At 72.2% G+C, this 16,472-nt stretch carries 17 protein-coding genes and 1 riboswitch; of the genes, 8 read left to right on the top strand and 9 right to left on the bottom strand.

Annotation, left to right across the window (positions count from 1 at the left end; translation table 11 throughout):
* Positions 1–19 precede the first annotated feature (19 nt).
* Together ACFHWY_RS20665 and ACFHWY_RS20660 are read left to right on the top strand one after the other, a co-directional pair.
* Positions 20–832 (top strand): helix-turn-helix domain-containing protein, encoded by an 813-nt coding sequence (locus ACFHWY_RS20665; RefSeq protein WP_416581867.1) that lies wholly within the window; start codon positions 20–22, stop codon positions 830–832.
* Complete coding sequence (locus tag ACFHWY_RS20660) at positions 823–1,023, top strand: DUF397 domain-containing protein (protein ID WP_416581866.1); 201 nt, start codon at positions 823–825, stop codon at positions 1,021–1,023. Before ACFHWY_RS20665 ends, ACFHWY_RS20660 begins: the two co-directional genes overlap by 10 nt.
* 62 nt (positions 1,024–1,085) lie before the next feature.
* Here the strand turns inward: ACFHWY_RS20660 and ACFHWY_RS20655 are convergent, their stop codons facing one another.
* The 4 genes from ACFHWY_RS20655 to ACFHWY_RS20640 form a co-directional block, all read right to left on the bottom strand.
* Positions 1,086–1,961, bottom strand: a complete 876-nt coding sequence (locus ACFHWY_RS20655) for a C39 family peptidase (RefSeq protein ID WP_416581865.1) — start codon at positions 1,959–1,961, stop codon at positions 1,086–1,088.
* A gap of 224 nt (positions 1,962–2,185) precedes the next feature.
* A riboswitch (cyclic di-AMP (ydaO/yuaA leader) is annotated at positions 2,186–2,322 on the bottom strand.
* A gap of 277 nt (positions 2,323–2,599) precedes the next feature.
* Positions 2,600–3,385 carry a hypothetical protein gene (locus ACFHWY_RS20650; RefSeq protein WP_416581864.1) on the bottom strand — a complete coding sequence of 262 codons (786 nt, stop codon included), beginning with the start codon at positions 3,383–3,385 and terminating at the stop codon, positions 2,600–2,602.
* A 181-nt stretch (positions 3,386–3,566) separates the two neighbouring features.
* Positions 3,567–4,049, bottom strand: coding sequence for a hypothetical protein (locus ACFHWY_RS20645; protein WP_416581863.1), 483 nt, complete (start codon positions 4,047–4,049; stop codon positions 3,567–3,569).
* A gap of 186 nt (positions 4,050–4,235) precedes the next feature.
* The gene (locus ACFHWY_RS20640) at positions 4,236–5,396 is read right to left on the bottom strand and encodes an acyltransferase family protein (RefSeq protein ID WP_416581862.1); all 1,161 of its coding nucleotides are present in this window, start codon (positions 5,394–5,396) and stop codon (positions 4,236–4,238) included.
* 122 nt (positions 5,397–5,518) lie between these two features.
* Here ACFHWY_RS20640 and ACFHWY_RS20635 point away from each other — a divergent pair, with 122 nt between their 5' ends.
* From ACFHWY_RS20635 to ACFHWY_RS20625, 3 genes are read left to right on the top strand one after another with little or no spacing between them, the layout of a single operon-like run.
* Positions 5,519–6,637, top strand: coding sequence for a glycosyltransferase family 2 protein (locus ACFHWY_RS20635; protein WP_416581861.1), 1,119 nt, complete (start codon positions 5,519–5,521; stop codon positions 6,635–6,637).
* Complete coding sequence (pseI, locus tag ACFHWY_RS20630) at positions 6,634–7,683, top strand: pseudaminic acid synthase (RefSeq protein ID WP_416581860.1); 1,050 nt, start codon at positions 6,634–6,636, stop codon at positions 7,681–7,683. Before ACFHWY_RS20635 ends, pseI begins: the two co-directional genes overlap by 4 nt.
* A 55-nt stretch (positions 7,684–7,738) precedes the next feature.
* On the top strand, positions 7,739–8,851 hold the full coding sequence (locus tag ACFHWY_RS20625; protein WP_416581859.1) for a potassium channel family protein: 1,113 nt from the start codon (positions 7,739–7,741) through the stop codon (positions 8,849–8,851).
* A 14-nt stretch (positions 8,852–8,865) separates the two neighbouring features.
* Here the strand turns inward: ACFHWY_RS20625 and ACFHWY_RS20620 are convergent, their stop codons facing one another.
* The 4 genes from ACFHWY_RS20620 to ACFHWY_RS20605 are packed head-to-tail and all read right to left on the bottom strand — an operon-like array spanning position 8,866 to position 11,593.
* A complete protein-coding gene (locus ACFHWY_RS20620; RefSeq protein ID WP_416581858.1) occupies positions 8,866–9,255 on the bottom strand; it encodes a hypothetical protein in 390 nt (129 codons plus the stop codon).
* A 46-nt stretch (positions 9,256–9,301) separates the two neighbouring features.
* On the bottom strand, positions 9,302–10,060 hold the full coding sequence (locus ACFHWY_RS20615; RefSeq protein WP_416581857.1) for an SDR family NAD(P)-dependent oxidoreductase: 759 nt from the start codon (positions 10,058–10,060) through the stop codon (positions 9,302–9,304).
* The gene (locus ACFHWY_RS20610; RefSeq protein ID WP_416581856.1) at positions 10,053–11,345 is read right to left on the bottom strand and encodes an AMP-binding protein; all 1,293 of its coding nucleotides are present in this window, start codon (positions 11,343–11,345) and stop codon (positions 10,053–10,055) included. Before ACFHWY_RS20610 ends, ACFHWY_RS20615 begins: the two co-directional genes overlap by 8 nt.
* A complete protein-coding gene (locus tag ACFHWY_RS20605) occupies positions 11,342–11,593 on the bottom strand; it encodes an acyl carrier protein (RefSeq protein WP_092374400.1) in 252 nt (83 codons plus the stop codon). Before ACFHWY_RS20605 ends, ACFHWY_RS20610 begins: the two co-directional genes overlap by 4 nt.
* A gap of 78 nt (positions 11,594–11,671) precedes the next feature.
* Here ACFHWY_RS20605 and ACFHWY_RS20600 point away from each other — a divergent pair, with 78 nt between their 5' ends.
* Positions 11,672–12,181: a GNAT family N-acetyltransferase gene (locus tag ACFHWY_RS20600; RefSeq protein ID WP_416581855.1), complete on the top strand. Its 510-nt coding sequence runs from the start codon at positions 11,672–11,674 to the stop codon at positions 12,179–12,181.
* Positions 12,182–12,269: 88 nt separating this feature from the next.
* On the opposite strand, the gene ACFHWY_RS20595 is transcribed toward ACFHWY_RS20600, so the two are convergent.
* Positions 12,270–13,994 (bottom strand): hypothetical protein, encoded by a 1,725-nt coding sequence (locus tag ACFHWY_RS20595; RefSeq protein ID WP_416581854.1) that lies wholly within the window; start codon positions 13,992–13,994, stop codon positions 12,270–12,272.
* A 267-nt stretch (positions 13,995–14,261) separates the two neighbouring features.
* On the opposite strand from ACFHWY_RS20595, the gene pseB reads away from it, so the two are divergent.
* Both pseB and ACFHWY_RS20585 read left to right on the top strand, forming a co-directional pair.
* Positions 14,262–15,245, top strand: a complete 984-nt coding sequence (pseB, locus tag ACFHWY_RS20590; protein WP_416581853.1) for a UDP-N-acetylglucosamine 4,6-dehydratase (inverting) — start codon at positions 14,262–14,264, stop codon at positions 15,243–15,245.
* A 67-nt stretch (positions 15,246–15,312) separates the two neighbouring features.
* Positions 15,313–16,470 (top strand): DegT/DnrJ/EryC1/StrS family aminotransferase, encoded by a 1,158-nt coding sequence (locus tag ACFHWY_RS20585; RefSeq protein WP_416581852.1) that lies wholly within the window; start codon positions 15,313–15,315, stop codon positions 16,468–16,470.
* Positions 16,471–16,472: the final 2 nt, after the last annotated feature.

The raw sequence follows: 16,472 nt of genomic DNA, 5'->3' as shown, positions 1-16,472 counted from the left end.
CAAGCCCGGTGGAGGGGACATGGAACGCGATCAGCATTCCGACCTGCACGAGTTGATCCGCGCGCAGCTTCGCCGGCTGCGCACCGCAGCGGGCATGAACCAGGAGGAGTTCGGCCGGCGTGCGAACTATTCGGCGTCGCTGGTGTCCGCTGTGGAGGTAGGCACCCGAGCCCTCGACCGGCCGTACGCGAAGCGGGCAGACGAGGTCCTGGAGACCGGGGGCATGTTCGAGGAGTTGCTGCGCACGGCCGAGGTGCTGCGCCAGCCCGCGTGGTTCCTGCCCTACCTGGAGGCCGAACGCAACGCCCGGCAGCTCCGCTGCTACCAGCCGACGATGGTGCCGGGGCTGCTCCAGACCGAGCGCTACGCCCGCGCGGTGATCCGGACCGACGCCGCGCTGACCGAGGCGGGGGTGGAGCGTCGGCTGGCCAACCGGATTGCCCGCCAGGCGGTGCTGGAGCAGGAGGACCCGCCCCAGCTCCTCGCGGTGATCGACGAGGTGGTGCTGCGGCGGGTCGACGAGGACCTGAAGGACGTGCTGGTCGAGCAGGTGCACCACCTCATGGCGCTGGCCTCCCGGCCCAACATCAGCGTGCACCTGGTGCCCACCGGCGTCGCCATGCACGATGGACTGACCGGCCCCTTCATCCTGGCGAGGGGCGCGGACGGCGGCTGGGTGGGTAATCTGGACACCCAACTCGGCGGCGTCCTGGTCGACAAGGACGACGACCTGAGTGTCCTGCTGTCGAAGTGGGAGACGGTGCGCAACGAGGCACTGTCCGGCCGCCAGTCGATCGAGCGCATGAAGGATGTTGTGAAGCCATGGATCTGAACGGCGCGACCTGGCGCAAGTCCACCTGCAGCGGCTCCAGCGGCAACGACTGCGTGGAGGTCGCCGACAACCTGACCGGCGTCGTGCTGGTGCGCGACACCAAGGACCGCGACGGCGGCACGCTGGCCTTCGCCCCCGCCGCCTGGGCGAGCTTCGTCGGCCTGGCGAAGCAGCACGACCCGCGCGCCTGACGTACCCGACGCGGAAGCCCTCGGCCGTCCGGCCGAGGGCTTCCGCGTTTGCTAACTGCGGATCAGGCCGAGTAGCCGCGGGTGGCGGCCCAGTTGGCGAGATCGATGGTGCTCACCCAGTACGACGGGTACGAGGCGTCGGCCGAGTCGGCGATTCGCACCAGCCGGCCGCCGTCCTTGTAGCCGACCACGGCGACGTAGTGGCCGCCAGGGAAGGAGTGCCAGCGGCCGTCGGTGTCGGTGACGCTGCCGGCCACGTTCACCACGACGCCCCGCCCTTCGGTGACGGCGGCGACCACGTCCGCCTGGAGCTGGTCCATCTGGGCCGGGGTGGCCGCGCCGCCACGGATCATCGTGGTCTGGTACGGGCTGCCCTCGACGACGGCGTTCAACACCCGGGTGGTGTCCTCGGCCGAGTTGGTGCCGGCGTACGTGGTGCCGAGCTGGGCGGCCAGGGCGTCCTGGCCGCGCTCGACACCGGCGGCGCTGAGCGCGTTGCGTACCGCGGCGGGGCCGCAGTAGTAGCCGTTGATCTGGGCCTGGTGGGCGTACTTGAGGGTCTTCGACTCCGGTGGCTTCGGCGCCGCCTTCTTGCTTGTCACATCGGGGTCAGGGGCCGCCGAGGTGGGCTTCGGCGAGGGGGAGGCGGTGGTGGTGGCCGGCGCGGCACTGCTCGGTGCGGCACTGTTCGGCGCGACGCCCGACGGGGTGGCCGCGGCCCGACTCTGGTCGCGCGACGCCACGGTGTCGCCGCGCAGCTCGGCCACGGCGGTCGTGGTGTGCGCGGCGGCCGGGTCCTCCTCGGTGCCGGCGACCGCGGCACCGGTGCCGGTCGCCAGCACGAGCGCGGCGGCGGACGCGGCGGCGATCTGGTACGGGCGTTCCCTGGCCAGCCGTCGGAGCTGGCGGGAGAGGGTGTGCTTCACGGGTACCTCCACAGGCTGAGGGGAGAACGGATACCGGCTCCGGCGGTCAGGTCGGCATGGAGGTACCGACGACCACCCGGTGAGCGGGTTGGGCCGTTCCAGGGGTGCGCCGGGAAACCGGGCGGCGACGGTGACCGGTGGTCAGCTCGCGGCAACCAGGCCGGCGAGCGCGGGCACCGTGGTGCCGTGGAGGCGGGGGAACAACAGGGGGATCACAACGGATTGCACGAGGTGGAAACTCCTTCCGACACCGCCGACCGGGTTAGCTGACGGATTCGGGCGGGAAGTCGCCCTACCGCGAGGATTCGCGGATTCACCCCAGTGGTGCAGTGGGTCCCCGGTTCGTGAGATCACGATTGAGCGGGTCGGTGCGGCGTCGCCTGTTGCGATCGGTTACCGCACCGGACGCGCTGACACTACTGGCCGGTCACGTCGAAGCCAACCCGTCCTGAGCTGCTCAAACATGATCCAGCAAAACGATTTCCGGGTATCCGGGGACTGGCGTCGCTCAATGGCACTGATGGAATTCCGGGCACGTTCGGGGACAACCGGACGGTGCCCGGACAATGCCGGCGGAGATTGCTGCAACAATCGGCCCGACTACGCGCAGTGACCGAATTCGGGGGCCGTGTGACCCGGCTCACGGAATTTCAGCCCAGCCGGGCGGGCCGCCAGCGGGGAACCGCCGCCGGGCGACCGACGGTGGCCCGGCGCAGGGCGGGCACCCGGTGCGGACTGAGCCGCGCCACGGCCGCGTACGCCTCGGCCGAGAGGGCGCGGGCCGAATCGGTCGCGAACTCCACCGCCCGCCACAGGTCGCGCTCCCGCCCGGCGGCGACCCGGTAGGCGGCCAGGCGGCTGTCACACACCACCCGGGCGAGGATCACCTCCTGCTCGGCCGGGTGGCGCCGGGGATCCCAGCCGGCCCGGCGCGCCAGCACGTCGGTCAACTGCCGGGCGGTCAGATCGCCGCGCCAGTGGGCAGCCATCGCGGCGCGGTGCAGCCAACGCTCCCGGGCCGCGTACTCGACCGGCGTGTGCGACGTGCGCGGAGTCGGCAGCCCGACGGTGCCGGCCAGCCGGCGGACCTCGGACTCCGCCTCGTCGTACGCGGCCCAGGCACGGTCCAGCTCCGTCTGGGCGGTCCGCCACGCCGCACGCCGCCGCTCTACGTTCTGCGCGGCGCCGGCTGCCGCGACCGCCACCTCCCCGGCGTAGCGGCGCAGATCGGCCGGCTCGGTCGCGGCGCGGTCCTCGGCCCCGTCGGCGGGCTCCCCGGCCGGCACGCCCAGCCCGGTCGGCTCGGTCAGCTCGGCCTGCTCGGGGCGCGCGACCAGCGCCGCGAGCACGCCCAGCGCGAGCACGAGCAGGACCGACCAGATGGCGGCGGCCCGGGGCACCTCGATCAGGAACTGGTAGAGGACGGTCTGCTCCATGTCGTACCTCGCGGGAGATCGGAACGGCGACGGCGGCCGTCCGGCAGCGGATCGTCGTGGCGCGGCCACGACAGGGAAGTCGAGCCACCGGCCCGGACCGCGCGAGCGGCGGCGGGCCGGGTAGAGGCTCAGGACGGGTGCGATGTCCGGGCGTCCGGACCAGGACGCAACGGTCGTCGGATCAGGCTTGCGGAGGTGCGCGCGCCGCCCGGGTGCCGGCGACGACGGCCGCCGGGGCCGGCACGACGCCGGAACCGGCCTTTCCGAGCACCCTCAGCCCGGATCGCCCGGCAGTCAGCGGCGGCGTCGCGGGCACGCCGGTCAGATCGGCGCACTCTCCGGCGTCCAGCACGATCGGCGTCGTGGGAGCGGTAAGGTCGTCGGGCGCGGCGAGGCCCGATCCGGCGAAGGCCGGTGGCGACGTGGTGTCGACCGGCGGCCGGACGGTTCTGGCAACGGTGCGCTGCTCGGGCGCGGCGTCAGCGGCCCAGGCCGGCGCGGCCTCAGCAGGCCCGTTGGCCCAGGCCGGCGCGGCGCCAGCGGACCCGGTGGGCGCGGCACTGGCGCCGAGGGTGAAGGCGGCGGCGACCGCGAACCCGGTCAGCAGCCGCGCGGCCCAGCGCGCCAGCCACCACAGGGGACAGGCGAGCGCGACGGGAGGCACATGGTCACGCTACCGCCAGGACCGCCCGATCAACACCGTGCGCGGGCGTGTCGGACTGTTCGGCGCGCCGCCCAGGCTGACGCCAATCTCCGCAGTTCAGCCCCCTGCGACTCACCGTCCGGGATGGACGGTCCGGCCCCTGCTCAGCGTTGGCCGTCGGTCCCTGCCACCCGGCGGCGCCCGCTGTCACGGCAGCACGCCGGCGGACGGTCCACCCGGCGCCGACGGTCGCTGCGCACCACCCGGCGCCTTACGGGTCGGCGCCAACCGGCGCATCATCGGCTGTTCCACGTACCGGTGCAGCAACGCGGCCAGCGCCAGGGTGAGCAGGAGGAGGCCGATCACGGCGAGTGGACCCCACCAACCGGGCAGCCCGGTCCCCCAGTCCCCGGTCAGCCGCAGAATCGTCATGATCACGAACACGTGCACCAGGTAGAAGGCGAAGGAGACCTCGCCGAGCCAGACCATCGGGCGCGAGCGCAGCGGTGAACGCCGCCCGTGCACGTCGGCGTCCGCCGCCGCGGCGATGACCAGGACGTACGCCACCGACAGCAGCGCCGCCCAGAGTTCGGCCCGGATCCAGAGGGCCGCCGCTGTCCAGGTCGCGACGAAGATCAGGCTGGCGAGGGGAAGCCGGGGACCCCGCCAGCGCCCGCGCAGCATCAGCTCGGCCGCGGCCACCCCCAGCCAGAACTCCAGGGACCGGACCAGTGGAAACACCTGGGCGAACCACCACCGGCCCTGCTCCGGCACCAGCGTCTGCCCCGGCCAGAGCGCCACGATCAGCAACGGCACCGCGATCACCGCGGCCCACAGCATCCAGGGCCGCGCCCTGCGTACCGCCGGCAGCGCCAGTGGCAGGCACAGGTAGAAGAACAGTTCGCAGGATAGCGACCAGCTCACGTTGTTGACACTGTAGAAGTAGCCGGGCCGAGGATCCCACGCCTGCACCAGGAAGAGGTTCTCCAGTGCCGCCACCGGGTTGATCGGGTCGGCGAACCAGAGCATCGCCAGCATGGCCAGAGCCCAGAGCACCAGGTGGTTCGGGTAGATCTTGGCCAGTCGGCGTCGCCAGAACCGTCGCCGGGAGTCGCCCGGCCGGGCCGACCAGACCAGCACGAAACCGCTGAGAATGAAGAAGAACTGCACCCCGGACAGGCCGAGGGTGAAGATCCCGCCGACCACCGCCTGGTGGCCGGGCTCGGCGATGATCCGCATGGTGCCGGCGTGGAAACCGAAGACCAGCAGGGCGGCGACCCAACGCAGGCCGGTCAGCGACGGCAGTCGGCTCGCGTCACCCCGTCCGGTGCTGGCGGCCGGTCGCTCGACGACGGTGGCGCTGGTCATCCGGGCACCCTACCTGGCATGCCGAATCGTTAACCTGCCGCTGTCCGGCTGTTCAAACACTCCACCACCGCTGGCCACGTCAGGTTCCAGGGCCGTCCATCCGGACGGTCGAGGGTGTCGGGGTGGTCAATCAGCCGACGCCAACGCCGCTGTTGAGCATCGTCGTGCCGGTGTACGGCGTCGAGGCGTACCTGGGGCAGTGTCTGGACTCGATCCGGACCGACATTCCGGCGGACGAGACCACCGCGGTGGAGGTGATCGCCGTGGACGACGCCTCGCCGGACCGGTGTGGGCAGCTGCTGCGCGAGTACACCGCCGACCATCCGAGGCTGCGGGTGCTGCACCTGGACGCGAACGTCGGCCTCGGCCCGGCCCGCAACGCCGGCCTCGACGTGGCCACCGGAAGGTACGTCTGGTTCGTCGACAGCGACGACCGGCTGCCCCCGGGCACGATCGCCGTCGTGCTGGACCGGCTGCGCGCGGACCGCCCCGACGTGATGATGGTCGACCACCTGCGGGTGCACGACTGCGGGCGCCGGGAGGTGGACGCCAGCAGCCGACTGCTGCGCGGTACCACCGGCGTGGCGCGGTTGACCGACCGGCCGCAGTTGCTGCGGGTGCAGCACACCGCCTGGAACAAGGTGGTACGCCGCGAGTTCATGGCCGACCTGGGCCTGCGTTTCCACCCCGGCTGGTATGAGGACATCCCGTTCAGTCACCCGCTGCTGATCGGCGCGGAACGGATCTCCGTGCTGGACCGGGTCTGCTACCTGTACCGCCAGGGCCGCCAGGGTGCCATCACCTCGACCCGCAGCGGACGGCACTTCGACGCCTTCGAGCAGTACGACCGGCTGTTCGCCTGGTTGCGCCAGCGGCATACCGAGGGACGCTGGCACGTCGAGCTGTTCGACCTGATGGTGAACCACTTCCTGGTCGTCACGGGCAACGACGACCGGCTGCACCCGCATCTACGGCGGGAGTTCTTCCGCCGGGTCGCCGCGCACTACCGCCGGTACCTGCCGAGCGGCGGCTATCCCCGGCCGGGCGGGGTGGCCGGGCTCAAGCACCGGCTGGTCGGCCGGGACAGCTACCTGGCCTACGCCGCGCTGCGGCGGGCCCACCGGCTGGCCGGACGGCTGCGCGGACCGGCCGACACCGCCACCCCGACCACCAGCGCCGCAGCGGAGACCACCACCGGGCACAAGTCACTGGTACGGACGCACGGAAACGGATCGCGATGACGACGCTCAAGATCGGGCCGCACCTGGTCGGCACCGGGGAACGCCCCCTCGTGGTGGCCGAGATGTCCGGCAACCACAACGGCGACCTGGATCGGGCCCTGTCCATCGTGGATGCCGTCGCGGCCAGCGGGGCGCACGCCCTGAAGCTCCAGACGTACCGGCCGGACACCATCACGATCGACGTCGACAGTCCGGCCTTCCGGATTTCCGGCGAGCACGAGCTGTGGGGTGGACAGAACCTCTACCGGCTCTACGAGCGGGCTCACACCCCGTACGAGTGGCACCGGCCGATCTTCGAGCGGGCCCGCGCCCAGGGGTTGACGGTCTTCTCCTCCCCGTTCGACGCCTCGGCGGTGGAGCTACTGGAGGAGCTGGACGCTCCCGCGTACAAGATCGCATCTTCGGAGCTGGTCGATCTGCCGCTGATCCGGCTGGCCGCCGCCACCGGCAAGCCGATGGTCATCTCCACCGGGATGGCCACGCTGGCCGAAATCGACGCCGCCGTACGCGCCGCCCGTGACGGCGGGGCGGGCGGGATCGTGCTGCTCGCCTGCACCGCCGCCTACCCGGCGCCGGCCGCCGACAGCAATCTGCGCCGCATCCCGGTGCTCTCCGCCGCGTTCGACGTGCCCGTCGGCCTCTCCGACCACACGCCGGGCATCGGCGTGCCGGTCGCCTCGGTGGCCCTCGGAGCCTGCTTCATCGAGAAGCACGTCACCTTGGACCGCGCCGACGGTGGCGTGGACTCCGACTTCTCCCTCAGCCCCACCGAACTGGCAGCCCTGGTGGTCGAATCGGAGCGGGCGAACGCCGCGCTCGGCGGCACCGCCATCGGACCGACCCCGGCCGAGCGGGAGGGTCTGCGCTTCCGGCGTTCGCTGTACGTCGTGACGGACGTGCGCGCCGGCGACGAGGTCACCGGGCAGAATGTCCGCTCGATCCGACCGGCCGGCGGACTACCTCCGGTGGAGATCGACCGGGTGCTGGGCCGCCGCTTCGCCACCGACGTGGTCCGCGGCACCCCGCTGAGCTGGGACCTGATCTGACCGGTGGTGGGGGCGCCGCCGCGTCGGCTCCGGCCTGACGGGTATACCACTGAGCATGACTCTGCTGACGGTGGTAGCGGGACTGGCGTTGATCGTCACCGTGACGGTGGACGTCTGGCTCACCGTGCTGCACCCGGACGCGGAGGGGCCAATCGCCCGTACGGTGCGGCGGCTGGTCTGGCGAGCGTCGTCGCTGACCGCCGGGTGGTGCCGCACCACCCGCCGGACGCCGCTGGTCTGGGCGGGGCCGTTCCTGGTCACCGGCACGTTCCTCGCCTGGCTCGGACCGCTGGTCCTCGGCGTCGCGCTGGTCGTCTGGCCACACCTGGACGGCTACCACCGGGTGGTCGGGTACGGCCCGGCCGGGTTCCTCGACGCCGTGTACTACGCCACCGGGCTACTGACCGTCCTCGGCTTCGGCGACCTCACTCCGGACACCGGGGCGCAGAAGCTGTTCGCCGTGGCCGCCGCCGCCCTCGGGTTCGGATTCTTCGCCGCGCTGGCCACCTATCTGATCGAGCTGATCACCGGACTGACGGTCCGCAACGGGTTCGCGCTGACCATTCACGACCAGGTCCGCGGCACCGACGGGGTGGGCCTGATCGCCCGGAGCCTGACCGACGAGGGAGTGGACGTGACCCGGCAGCGGTGCGCGGCCTGGGCGGAGAGCCTGCGGGCGGTCGAGGACACCGTTCGCCGCTATCCGCTGGTCGCCCTCACCTACCGGCCCCGGCGGCCGGACTACGACATCGAACCGGCGCTTGAGTACCTGGCGCAGGCGACGGTAGCGGCGCTGCTGGCCGCCCGCTGCGCTCCCTGGCGAGGTCTCGGTCCACGGGCGGAGGAGATGGCTTCCGCCCTGCTGCGGCTTCAGGACACCATCGCCCGCCGCTACCTGGGCCGGCACCTGCTGCGGGCAGGAAGCGAACCAGCGGCGGATGGTCCGCAGGACGACGCCGAGGCCGATGAGGTGCTGCGCCTGCTGCACCGCCGGCTGACCGAGAAACTGGGGCCCGGATTCGACCAGCCGCCGGGCGACGCCGGACTGGCCGGGGAGGTGTTGTCCCGCTCCCTGCCGTTCCTCGCGGCGCTACGTGGCTGGTCGGTGCTCGGGCTGGCCCGGGACGGTCCGTCGATCCGGGTGGTCCGCCACGACGACCTCGGATAGGCCACGCCGGGTCGTCAGCGACGAGGTGGGCTGGCGGCGAAGGCGACGGTGACCACCAGATCGGGCCGGGTCAGGGTGCGCCACGGCCACCCGCAGTCGGGGGGCACCTCCAGGCCGTGCCGCTGCCACCAGGTCGCCACGGGGACGTCGGCGAGTTTCGCCAGGCACTCGGTGCGGGTCCAGCGGGCCCAGAAGTCGGTGGCGCCGAAGCGCCGGGCCAACGCCGTGGGCACCGGTACGCCGGGGCGCTCGGCGTCGATCGCCACCTGCCAGCCGGACACCGGCGGGGCGTACCAGCCGACGCACCGTCCGTCGCCCAGGTGGCTACGGGTGAGCGCTGCGCCCGACTCGACGACCGACGCCACCCGCAGATGTCGCGGCGCGGCGGCGAGCAGGACGGACACCGATGGTCCCGCGCCTCCGTCCACGCGGGACCATTGCCGGGCCGGTTCAGATCGAAGCGGCACCGTCGACCACGATGACCTGGCCGTTGATGTTGGTCTGCTCCCGCAGCAGCATCCGGACCACCGGCACCACCTCCTCCGGCTCGGTCAGGTGACCGGTCGGGGTGCGGCGCACGATCTGGTCCAGCTGGGTCTGGCCGAGCACCGCCGACATCTCCGAGGCGAAGAAGCCGGGCGCGACGGCGTTGACCAGTACCCGCCCGCCCAGCTCGCGGGCCAACGAGCGGGTCGCCGCGTCCATCCCGCCCTTGGTGGCGGAGTACGCGACCAGGCCCGGGAATCCGCGCTGCGCACAGATCGAGGTGATGTTGACGATCCGGCCGCGCAGTCCCTGGCCCAGCATCCGCCGCACGGTCAACCGGGTGAGCTGCAACGGCGCGGTCAGATTGGTCTCGATGATCCGGGCGATGTCGCCGGTGGCGGTGTGCACGTGCAGTGAGTCCTGCCCGACGGCGGCGTTGTTGACCAGGCCATCGATCGGGCCGAGGTGTTGCTCCGCCGCCCGGACGAACGCCTGCGCGGCGGCGAGGTCGGTGACGTCGACGGAGCCGACGTGGCAACGGTCCGGCTGGGCCTCGGCGAGTTTGGCCAGCTCGGGGGTGACGGTACGGGCGAAGGCCGCCACCTTGACACCCGATTCGAGCAGGTCGGTGACGATGGCGAGGCCGAGGCCGCGGGATCCGCCGGAGACGAGCACCACGGAGGACGGTGGCACGGACTGGGCAGAGGTGGCGTGGTCAGACATCGCTCTTCAGGGTCTCCTTGACGGGAATCTCGGTCAGTAGACGAATTCGGCGCGGCACCGCGTACTCGGGCAGCCGGTCGGCGCACCAGCGGACCAGCGCCGCCTCGTCCGGCCCGCTGGTCGGCGGCGCGGACTCGGTCCCACCGACCGGCGGGGTGTCGGCCGGGACGGGCACCACCTCGGCGACGACCATGTGGCCGAGCAGCGGCGCCCTCCGGCCGGTGACCCGCGCCCAGGCCACCTGCGGATGGGCGGTGAGCACGTCGCGGACACCGCCGGCGGAGACCTTGCTGCCGCCAACGTTGATCTCGTCCGAGTCGAGCCGCCCGGTGATCAGCACCCGGTCGCCGATGATCTGCGCCCGATCGCCGGTGCGGACCGGCCCGGCCAACCCGACGCCGTGGTACGGCGAGGTGACCACCAGTTCACCGTCGCGCACCCCGATGGTCGGGCGGCCGGGAGCCGCCCGGTCCAGCCACCACACCGGGAAACCGGCCTGCCCGTCATGCACCACGATGGCGGCACCGACCTCGGAGGAGGCGTAGATCCAGGAGATCCGGGCCGCTGGGAACGACTCCCGCAGCCGGTCCAGGATCGCCTGGTCGACCGGCTCGCCGCCGAGGGTCAGCTGGCGGAGTGGCACCCGGGCGAGCCCGGCCGGATCCCGGTGCAGGGCCCGACGCCAGAACGTCGGCGTGCCGGAGGCGGCGTCGACGCCGTGGGTGGCGGCCAGCGCCGGCCAGTCGTCGAGCTGATCGGGCTCGACGACCACCAGATGCTGCCCCGCCTGGGTGAGCGACAACGTCACCACCTGCCACCAGGCGTACGTGCCGGGGGCGTACGGGCAGAGCCAGGTCCGGCCGGGTTGGTGGCCGCGGACCGTGGTCAACGATTCGAGGGTGTGCCCGACCCGCTTGGGGCGCCCGGTGGAGCCGGAGGTGAGCAGCCACAGGCGGCCGGGCTCGGCCGGACGCGGCCGGGTGGCCACCGCCCGGCCGGCGGCGTCGGCACCGAACTCCGCCACCGTGAACCCGGCGGCCCGCAGCTCGTCCCGCAGCCCCGAGTCGACCCGGCTGGCGGTACTGACAAGCAGCTCGGTGTCGTGCACCGCGTGGTGGTGGGCGGCGGCGAGTGCGTGCCGGGCCGAGTGGGCGAGCACCGCGGCGGGGCCAGAAAGGTTCAGCTCCGGCAGATCTCGCCAGGTCAGCGTCGCACCGTCGACCACGATCCGGTTGTCGGCGCCGGCCGGGTGGACGGCGGCCTGCCGGGCGGTCCCGACGCTCACTGCCGCTGCAACTCGACGAGGAAGTCCAGCACGTCGCCGACGGTGGCGATCCGCCGCAACCCGGGAGCGTCGAAGTTCAACTCCTCCCCCGTCTCGTCCTCCACCCGCAGCGCCAGCTCGGAGAAGTCCAGCGACCGGAAGCCGACCTCCCGCAGATCCGCGGCGTCGTCGGCGGGCAGCACCTTGCCCTGGTTCTTCAGCACCTGGGCCATGAGGTCGCGAATCTGCGCACGACTCAATTCCTTCATGCGGCGGAGTGTACAGCCAGGTGAATGGTGATTAGGGTGCCCGGTGACCATGCGAACTGATCCGAAAGCGAGCGGTACGTGCTCCGTGACGCCACCGAGGACGACGTTAACCTGATGTTGTCCTGGCGCAATCAGGAAATCAACCGGCAGGTCAGCAGGACCAGCCACGTCATCACCGAGCAGGAGCACCGCCGGTGGTGGTCGGCGACGTCCGCCGACCCCACCCGCAGGGTGCTCACCTATCTCCGCGACGGGGTGCCGAGCGGCGCGGTGACCTTCTTCGACCTGCGGTTGGACGGTCCACGGACCGGCTCATGGGGGTTCTACCTCGACGGCGACGGTCTGGCCGAGCGGGGCGAGACACTACCGGCCTGGCTGGAGGTCATGCGGGCGGCGGTCGACCATGCCTTCGACGTGCTGGCACTGGACCGACTCGACGGCGAGGTGCTCGCCCACAACACCGTGGTACGTCAGATGAACCGGCGGTTCCGTTTCGTCGAGGGAGCCGGCCGGCAAGAGGTCCACGACGGCCGGGAAATCACCGTCGTGCCCATTTCCCTGAAGCGCGAAAACCGCCGCCGCCGCTGATTGTTCCGATTCCGTCCACACATTGTTCACGCGATGTTCCGGTGCCGGCCGGCCGACACCGGACCGAATACCCACGTAACGGCAGGGCTCACTGGCGGCGCCATGCGGCCCATCTCCGCTCCGGGTCGCCGCCGAGCCGGACGAAGCGGTGCCGGGCGCCGTCCCAGTCGTCAGGCTCGCCGGGCGCCCACCGCGCGAAGACCACGTCGGCGGCAGCCGGCGGCCGGTCGGCGAACCACGGCACCTCGGTCCAGGTGACCTGGTGACCAAGGTTGAACCGGAGCTGGTAGGGCACGCCGGTGGAGACGGCGACCCGCTCCACCGGCCGGATGCCGAGGTCGGCCACGGCGGGCACGGGCGTGCCGACCTCGGCCATCGGGCGGATCAGCCGCTCCGCGATGACCTGCGTGGTCGCGACGTTGGCCAGGACCAGGACGGCGAGCACGGCCGCCCTCGTGTGTCGGCTCCGGGCCGCGCCCACCACCAGCAGGACGCCGGCCACGCCGATCGCCGCCCCGACCAGCGGTCGCATCCCCTGCTGACCGTCGGTCAACGCCGCCAGGTCCGGCGCGCTGAAGTCGCCGTAGCGCAGCGCGACGCCACTGGACACGGCATGCGCCAGCCGAACGTGGATCAGTGCGCCACCGGCAGTGAGCAGCGCCACCGTGACGGCCGCCGTGCGCAGCAGAGACCGATAGGCCAGACCGGACAGCACGCCGACGCCGACGAGCAGCCAGAACGGGGCGAGCATCTGCACGTACCGGGCGTAGATGGCGTCCGGCACCCGGTCCGGTACACCCGCGAGGACAGCTTCCGCGCCGACAGCGACCCCGACGGTGACCGCCAGCGCCACCCCGGTCGTCCAGCGGCCGGGCTCGTCACCCGTGCGGCACAACCGCCGCAGCGCGTCGGCACCGCCCAGGCCGGCCAGCCCGAACGTGACGACCGTCAGGTACCACAGCTGCGTGCCTGCGGACGCCAGCACCTGCGCCAGTCCCGAGCCGGAGGTGAGTGCCCGTAGCGCGTTCCCGTCGGCCGGACTGCCGAGCAGCTGGACGGTGTCGCCGAGCAGCCGGACCCCGGCCTCGTTGGCGAAGGCGGCGGCGAGCACCGGCAGGACGGCGGCCAGCAGCCCGGCCGACCCGAGCCGGCGGCGGACGACCAGCGCCAACACCAGTCCGGCGTACGCGGCGACGACCACCACCCCGCGCGAGTGCACCAGGTGACAGGCGCCGGCGAGCGTACCCCCCAGTGCCGCGGCAGCCGCGCCGGGCCGATCGAGAAGCCGGTGCACCGCCAGCAACCAGGCCAGCAGCAGCGGGGCGAGCACCGCGTCGGTCATCGCCGCCGCCGCGTGGAACGCTGCCGCCGGCACCGTCGCCGCGAGTGTGGCCGCCGCCAGGGCGGGCCCGCGCCCAAGCCCCAGCAACTGGCGGCCGAGCAGGTAGGCCAGCGGCAGGAGGGTCGCGTTCAGCGCCGCGTTGACGACCCGGACGATCAGGTAGGTGTCGGCGAAGTCGCGGTCGAGCAGGAAGGCCGGAGCGATCAGCAGCGGATAGCCGATTCGGCGCAGCGTCTCGTTCTCGCTGCTGAAGCCGCCGGGACCGCCGGCCAGTGCCCGGGCGGTGTTGAGGTAGCTGTCCTCGTCGGTGTGCGCGAACGGCATGCTGGCGTGCCGCGCCAGCCAGACCCGCCAGGCCACCCCGAGTAGCCAGCCGAGCACCAGCAGCAGCGGCAGCGGCCATTCCCGGCGCGCCGGTGGTACCGGCCGGTTCGCGTCCGCGACCCGGATCGCCTCGGCTTCGACGCTCATCGTCCCCTCCCCTGGCGGACCGGGTCGGTGCGCGTCGTGCGCGGTGCCGCCGTGCCGGTCGGGTCGAGACCCTAACCACCACCTGGTGGGGGCCGCCCGGCCGGCACGCCGCAGGACCGCTCGGTGTTCGCCGTACCGCTGCCGGCCATTCACCGCCGGAGGTGAGGCGGTTAACCCTAGGGCGTGGGCCCGTTAACCCGCCGGGTCTAACGTTCGCACCCGGCCGGCCAGGGCCAGCCGGACAACCGACGAACACGGGAGCAGCAGTTGAGCGAGCTGAGCGGATCGTCCATCCTCGTCACCGGGGGCACGGGCTCCTTCGGCAGGACCTTCCTGCGCCACCTCCTCGCCGAGACCGATCCGGCCCGGGTAGTGATCTTCTCCCGTGACGAGCTCAAGCAGTACGAGCTGCGCCAGCAGCTCGCCGACGACCCGCGACTGCGCTGGTTCATCGGCGACATCCGGGACCGGCACCGGCTGACCCGGGCCATGCACGGGGTGGATCACGTCGTGCACGCCGCCGCCCTCAAGCAGGTGGACACCGCCGAGTACAACCCGTCGGAGTTCATCGCCACCAACATCACCGGCTCGCAGCACGTCGTCGACGCCGCGATCGAGGCCGGGGTGAAGAAGGTCGTGGCCCTCTCCACCGACAAGGCGTCCAGCCCGATCAACCTGTACGGCGCGACCAAGCTTGTCGGCGACAAGTTGTTCATCTCGGCCAACCACTACGCCGCACACCACCCGACCCGGTTCGCGGTGGTGCGCTACGGCAACGTGGTCGGCAGCCGTGGTTCGGTGGTGCCGCTGTTCCGCCGGCTCGCCACCGAGGGCAAGAGCCTGCCGATCACGGACAAGCGGATGACCCGCTTCTGGATCACCCTGGAGCAGGCGGTGCAGTTCGTCATCGACTCGTTCGACCAGATGCAGGGCGGCGAGCTGTTCGTACCGCGCATCCCCAGCATGCGCATCCTCGATTTGGTCGAGGCGGTCGCCCCGGAGGCCACCACGCACGAGATCGGCATCCGGCCGGGCGAGAAGCTGCACGAGGAGATGATTGCGCCGGACGACAGCCGACGGACCTTGGTCGCCAAGGACCGCTTCATCGTGCAGCCGACCATCGCCACCTGGGGCTACCAGCCGCCTGCCGGCTGCGAGCCGGTGCCGGACGGCTTCGCGTACCAGTCGGACTCCAACGACGAGTGGCTCAGCGTGGCGCAGTTGCGCGACATGCTCGGCATCGCGGCATGAGCGGGCGAATCATCAGGCTCATTGCCACGGTGCCTCATGGCGGCACCCAGCGCAGCGGAGTGCCGACGTGAGCGCTCTGCTGCCGTACGGCCGGCAGTCGGTGTCCGACGACGACGTCGCCGCGGTGGTCGCCGCCCTACGCAGCGACTGGCTAACCACCGGCCCGGAGGTCGCCGCCTTCGAGGCGGACCTGTCCGGCTGGGCCGGCGGTGCCGGGGTGGCCACCGTCTCCAACGGCACTGCCGCGTTGCACGTGGCGTACGCGGCGGCCGGTGTCGGCCCGGGCGACGAGGTGATCGTGCCCCCGATGACGTTCGTGGCGACGGCGAGCAGCGCGGTGGCCCTCGGCGCCCGGATCGTCTTCGCCGATGTGCAGGAGGAGACCTTCACCCTCGATCCGGCGGCGGTGGCCGCCGCGACCACCAGACGGACGAAGGTCGTCGCGGCGGTGGACTACGCCGGCCATCCGGCCGACTACGATGCGCTGCGCACCGCGCTCGACGGCAGCGACGCGCTGCTGCTCGCCGACGCCGCGCACTCCATCGGCGGCACCTACCGGGACCGCCCGGTCGGCACGCTGGCCGACCTGACCACGTTCTCGTTCTTCCCCACCAAGAACCTGACCACCGCCGAGGGCGGTGCGGTGGCCACAAGAGATCCGGAGTTGCTCAAGCGGGCGCGCCGGTTCCGCAACATCGGGCTGGTCCGGGAACGCGACGAGCACCGCTGGCCCGACGAGGGTGGCTGGCATCAGGAGGTGCACTCCTTCGGCCTGAACTACCGGCTGCCCGACGTGCTCTGCGCGCTCGGCCGCAGCCAGCTGCGTCGCCTCGATGCTTTCCTGGCCCGTCGGGCCGAACTGGTGGCCCGCTACGACGCGGCCCTCGCCGAGCTGCCGGGCGTGCTCGCCCCGGGCCGGCGGGACTGGGCCGTTCCGGCCTGGCACCTGTACCCGATCCGGGTGCTCGACGGCCGTCGCCGCGAGATCTACGACCGGATGCGTGCCGCCGGCATCGGCGTGCAGGTCAACTACATCCCGGCACACTGGCATCCGGCCTTCGCCGACCTCGGCTACCGGCGCGGCAGCTGCCCCGTGTCCGAGGCCTTCTACGCCCAACAGCTGTCGCTGCCGCTCTACCCGGGACTGCGCGACGCCGACCAGGATCGCGTCATCGACGCGCTGGCCACGGCCCTGCGCGGCACCTCGGTACGGTACGCCGCCTGAGG

It is taken from the genome of Micromonospora sp. LOL_024 (assembly GCF_048060415.1).
Lineage (GTDB): Bacteria > Actinomycetota > Actinomycetes > Mycobacteriales > Micromonosporaceae > Micromonospora.
The sequence above is the reverse complement of the archived record's forward strand: the minus strand, read 5'-3'. Positions and strand labels throughout refer to the sequence as shown.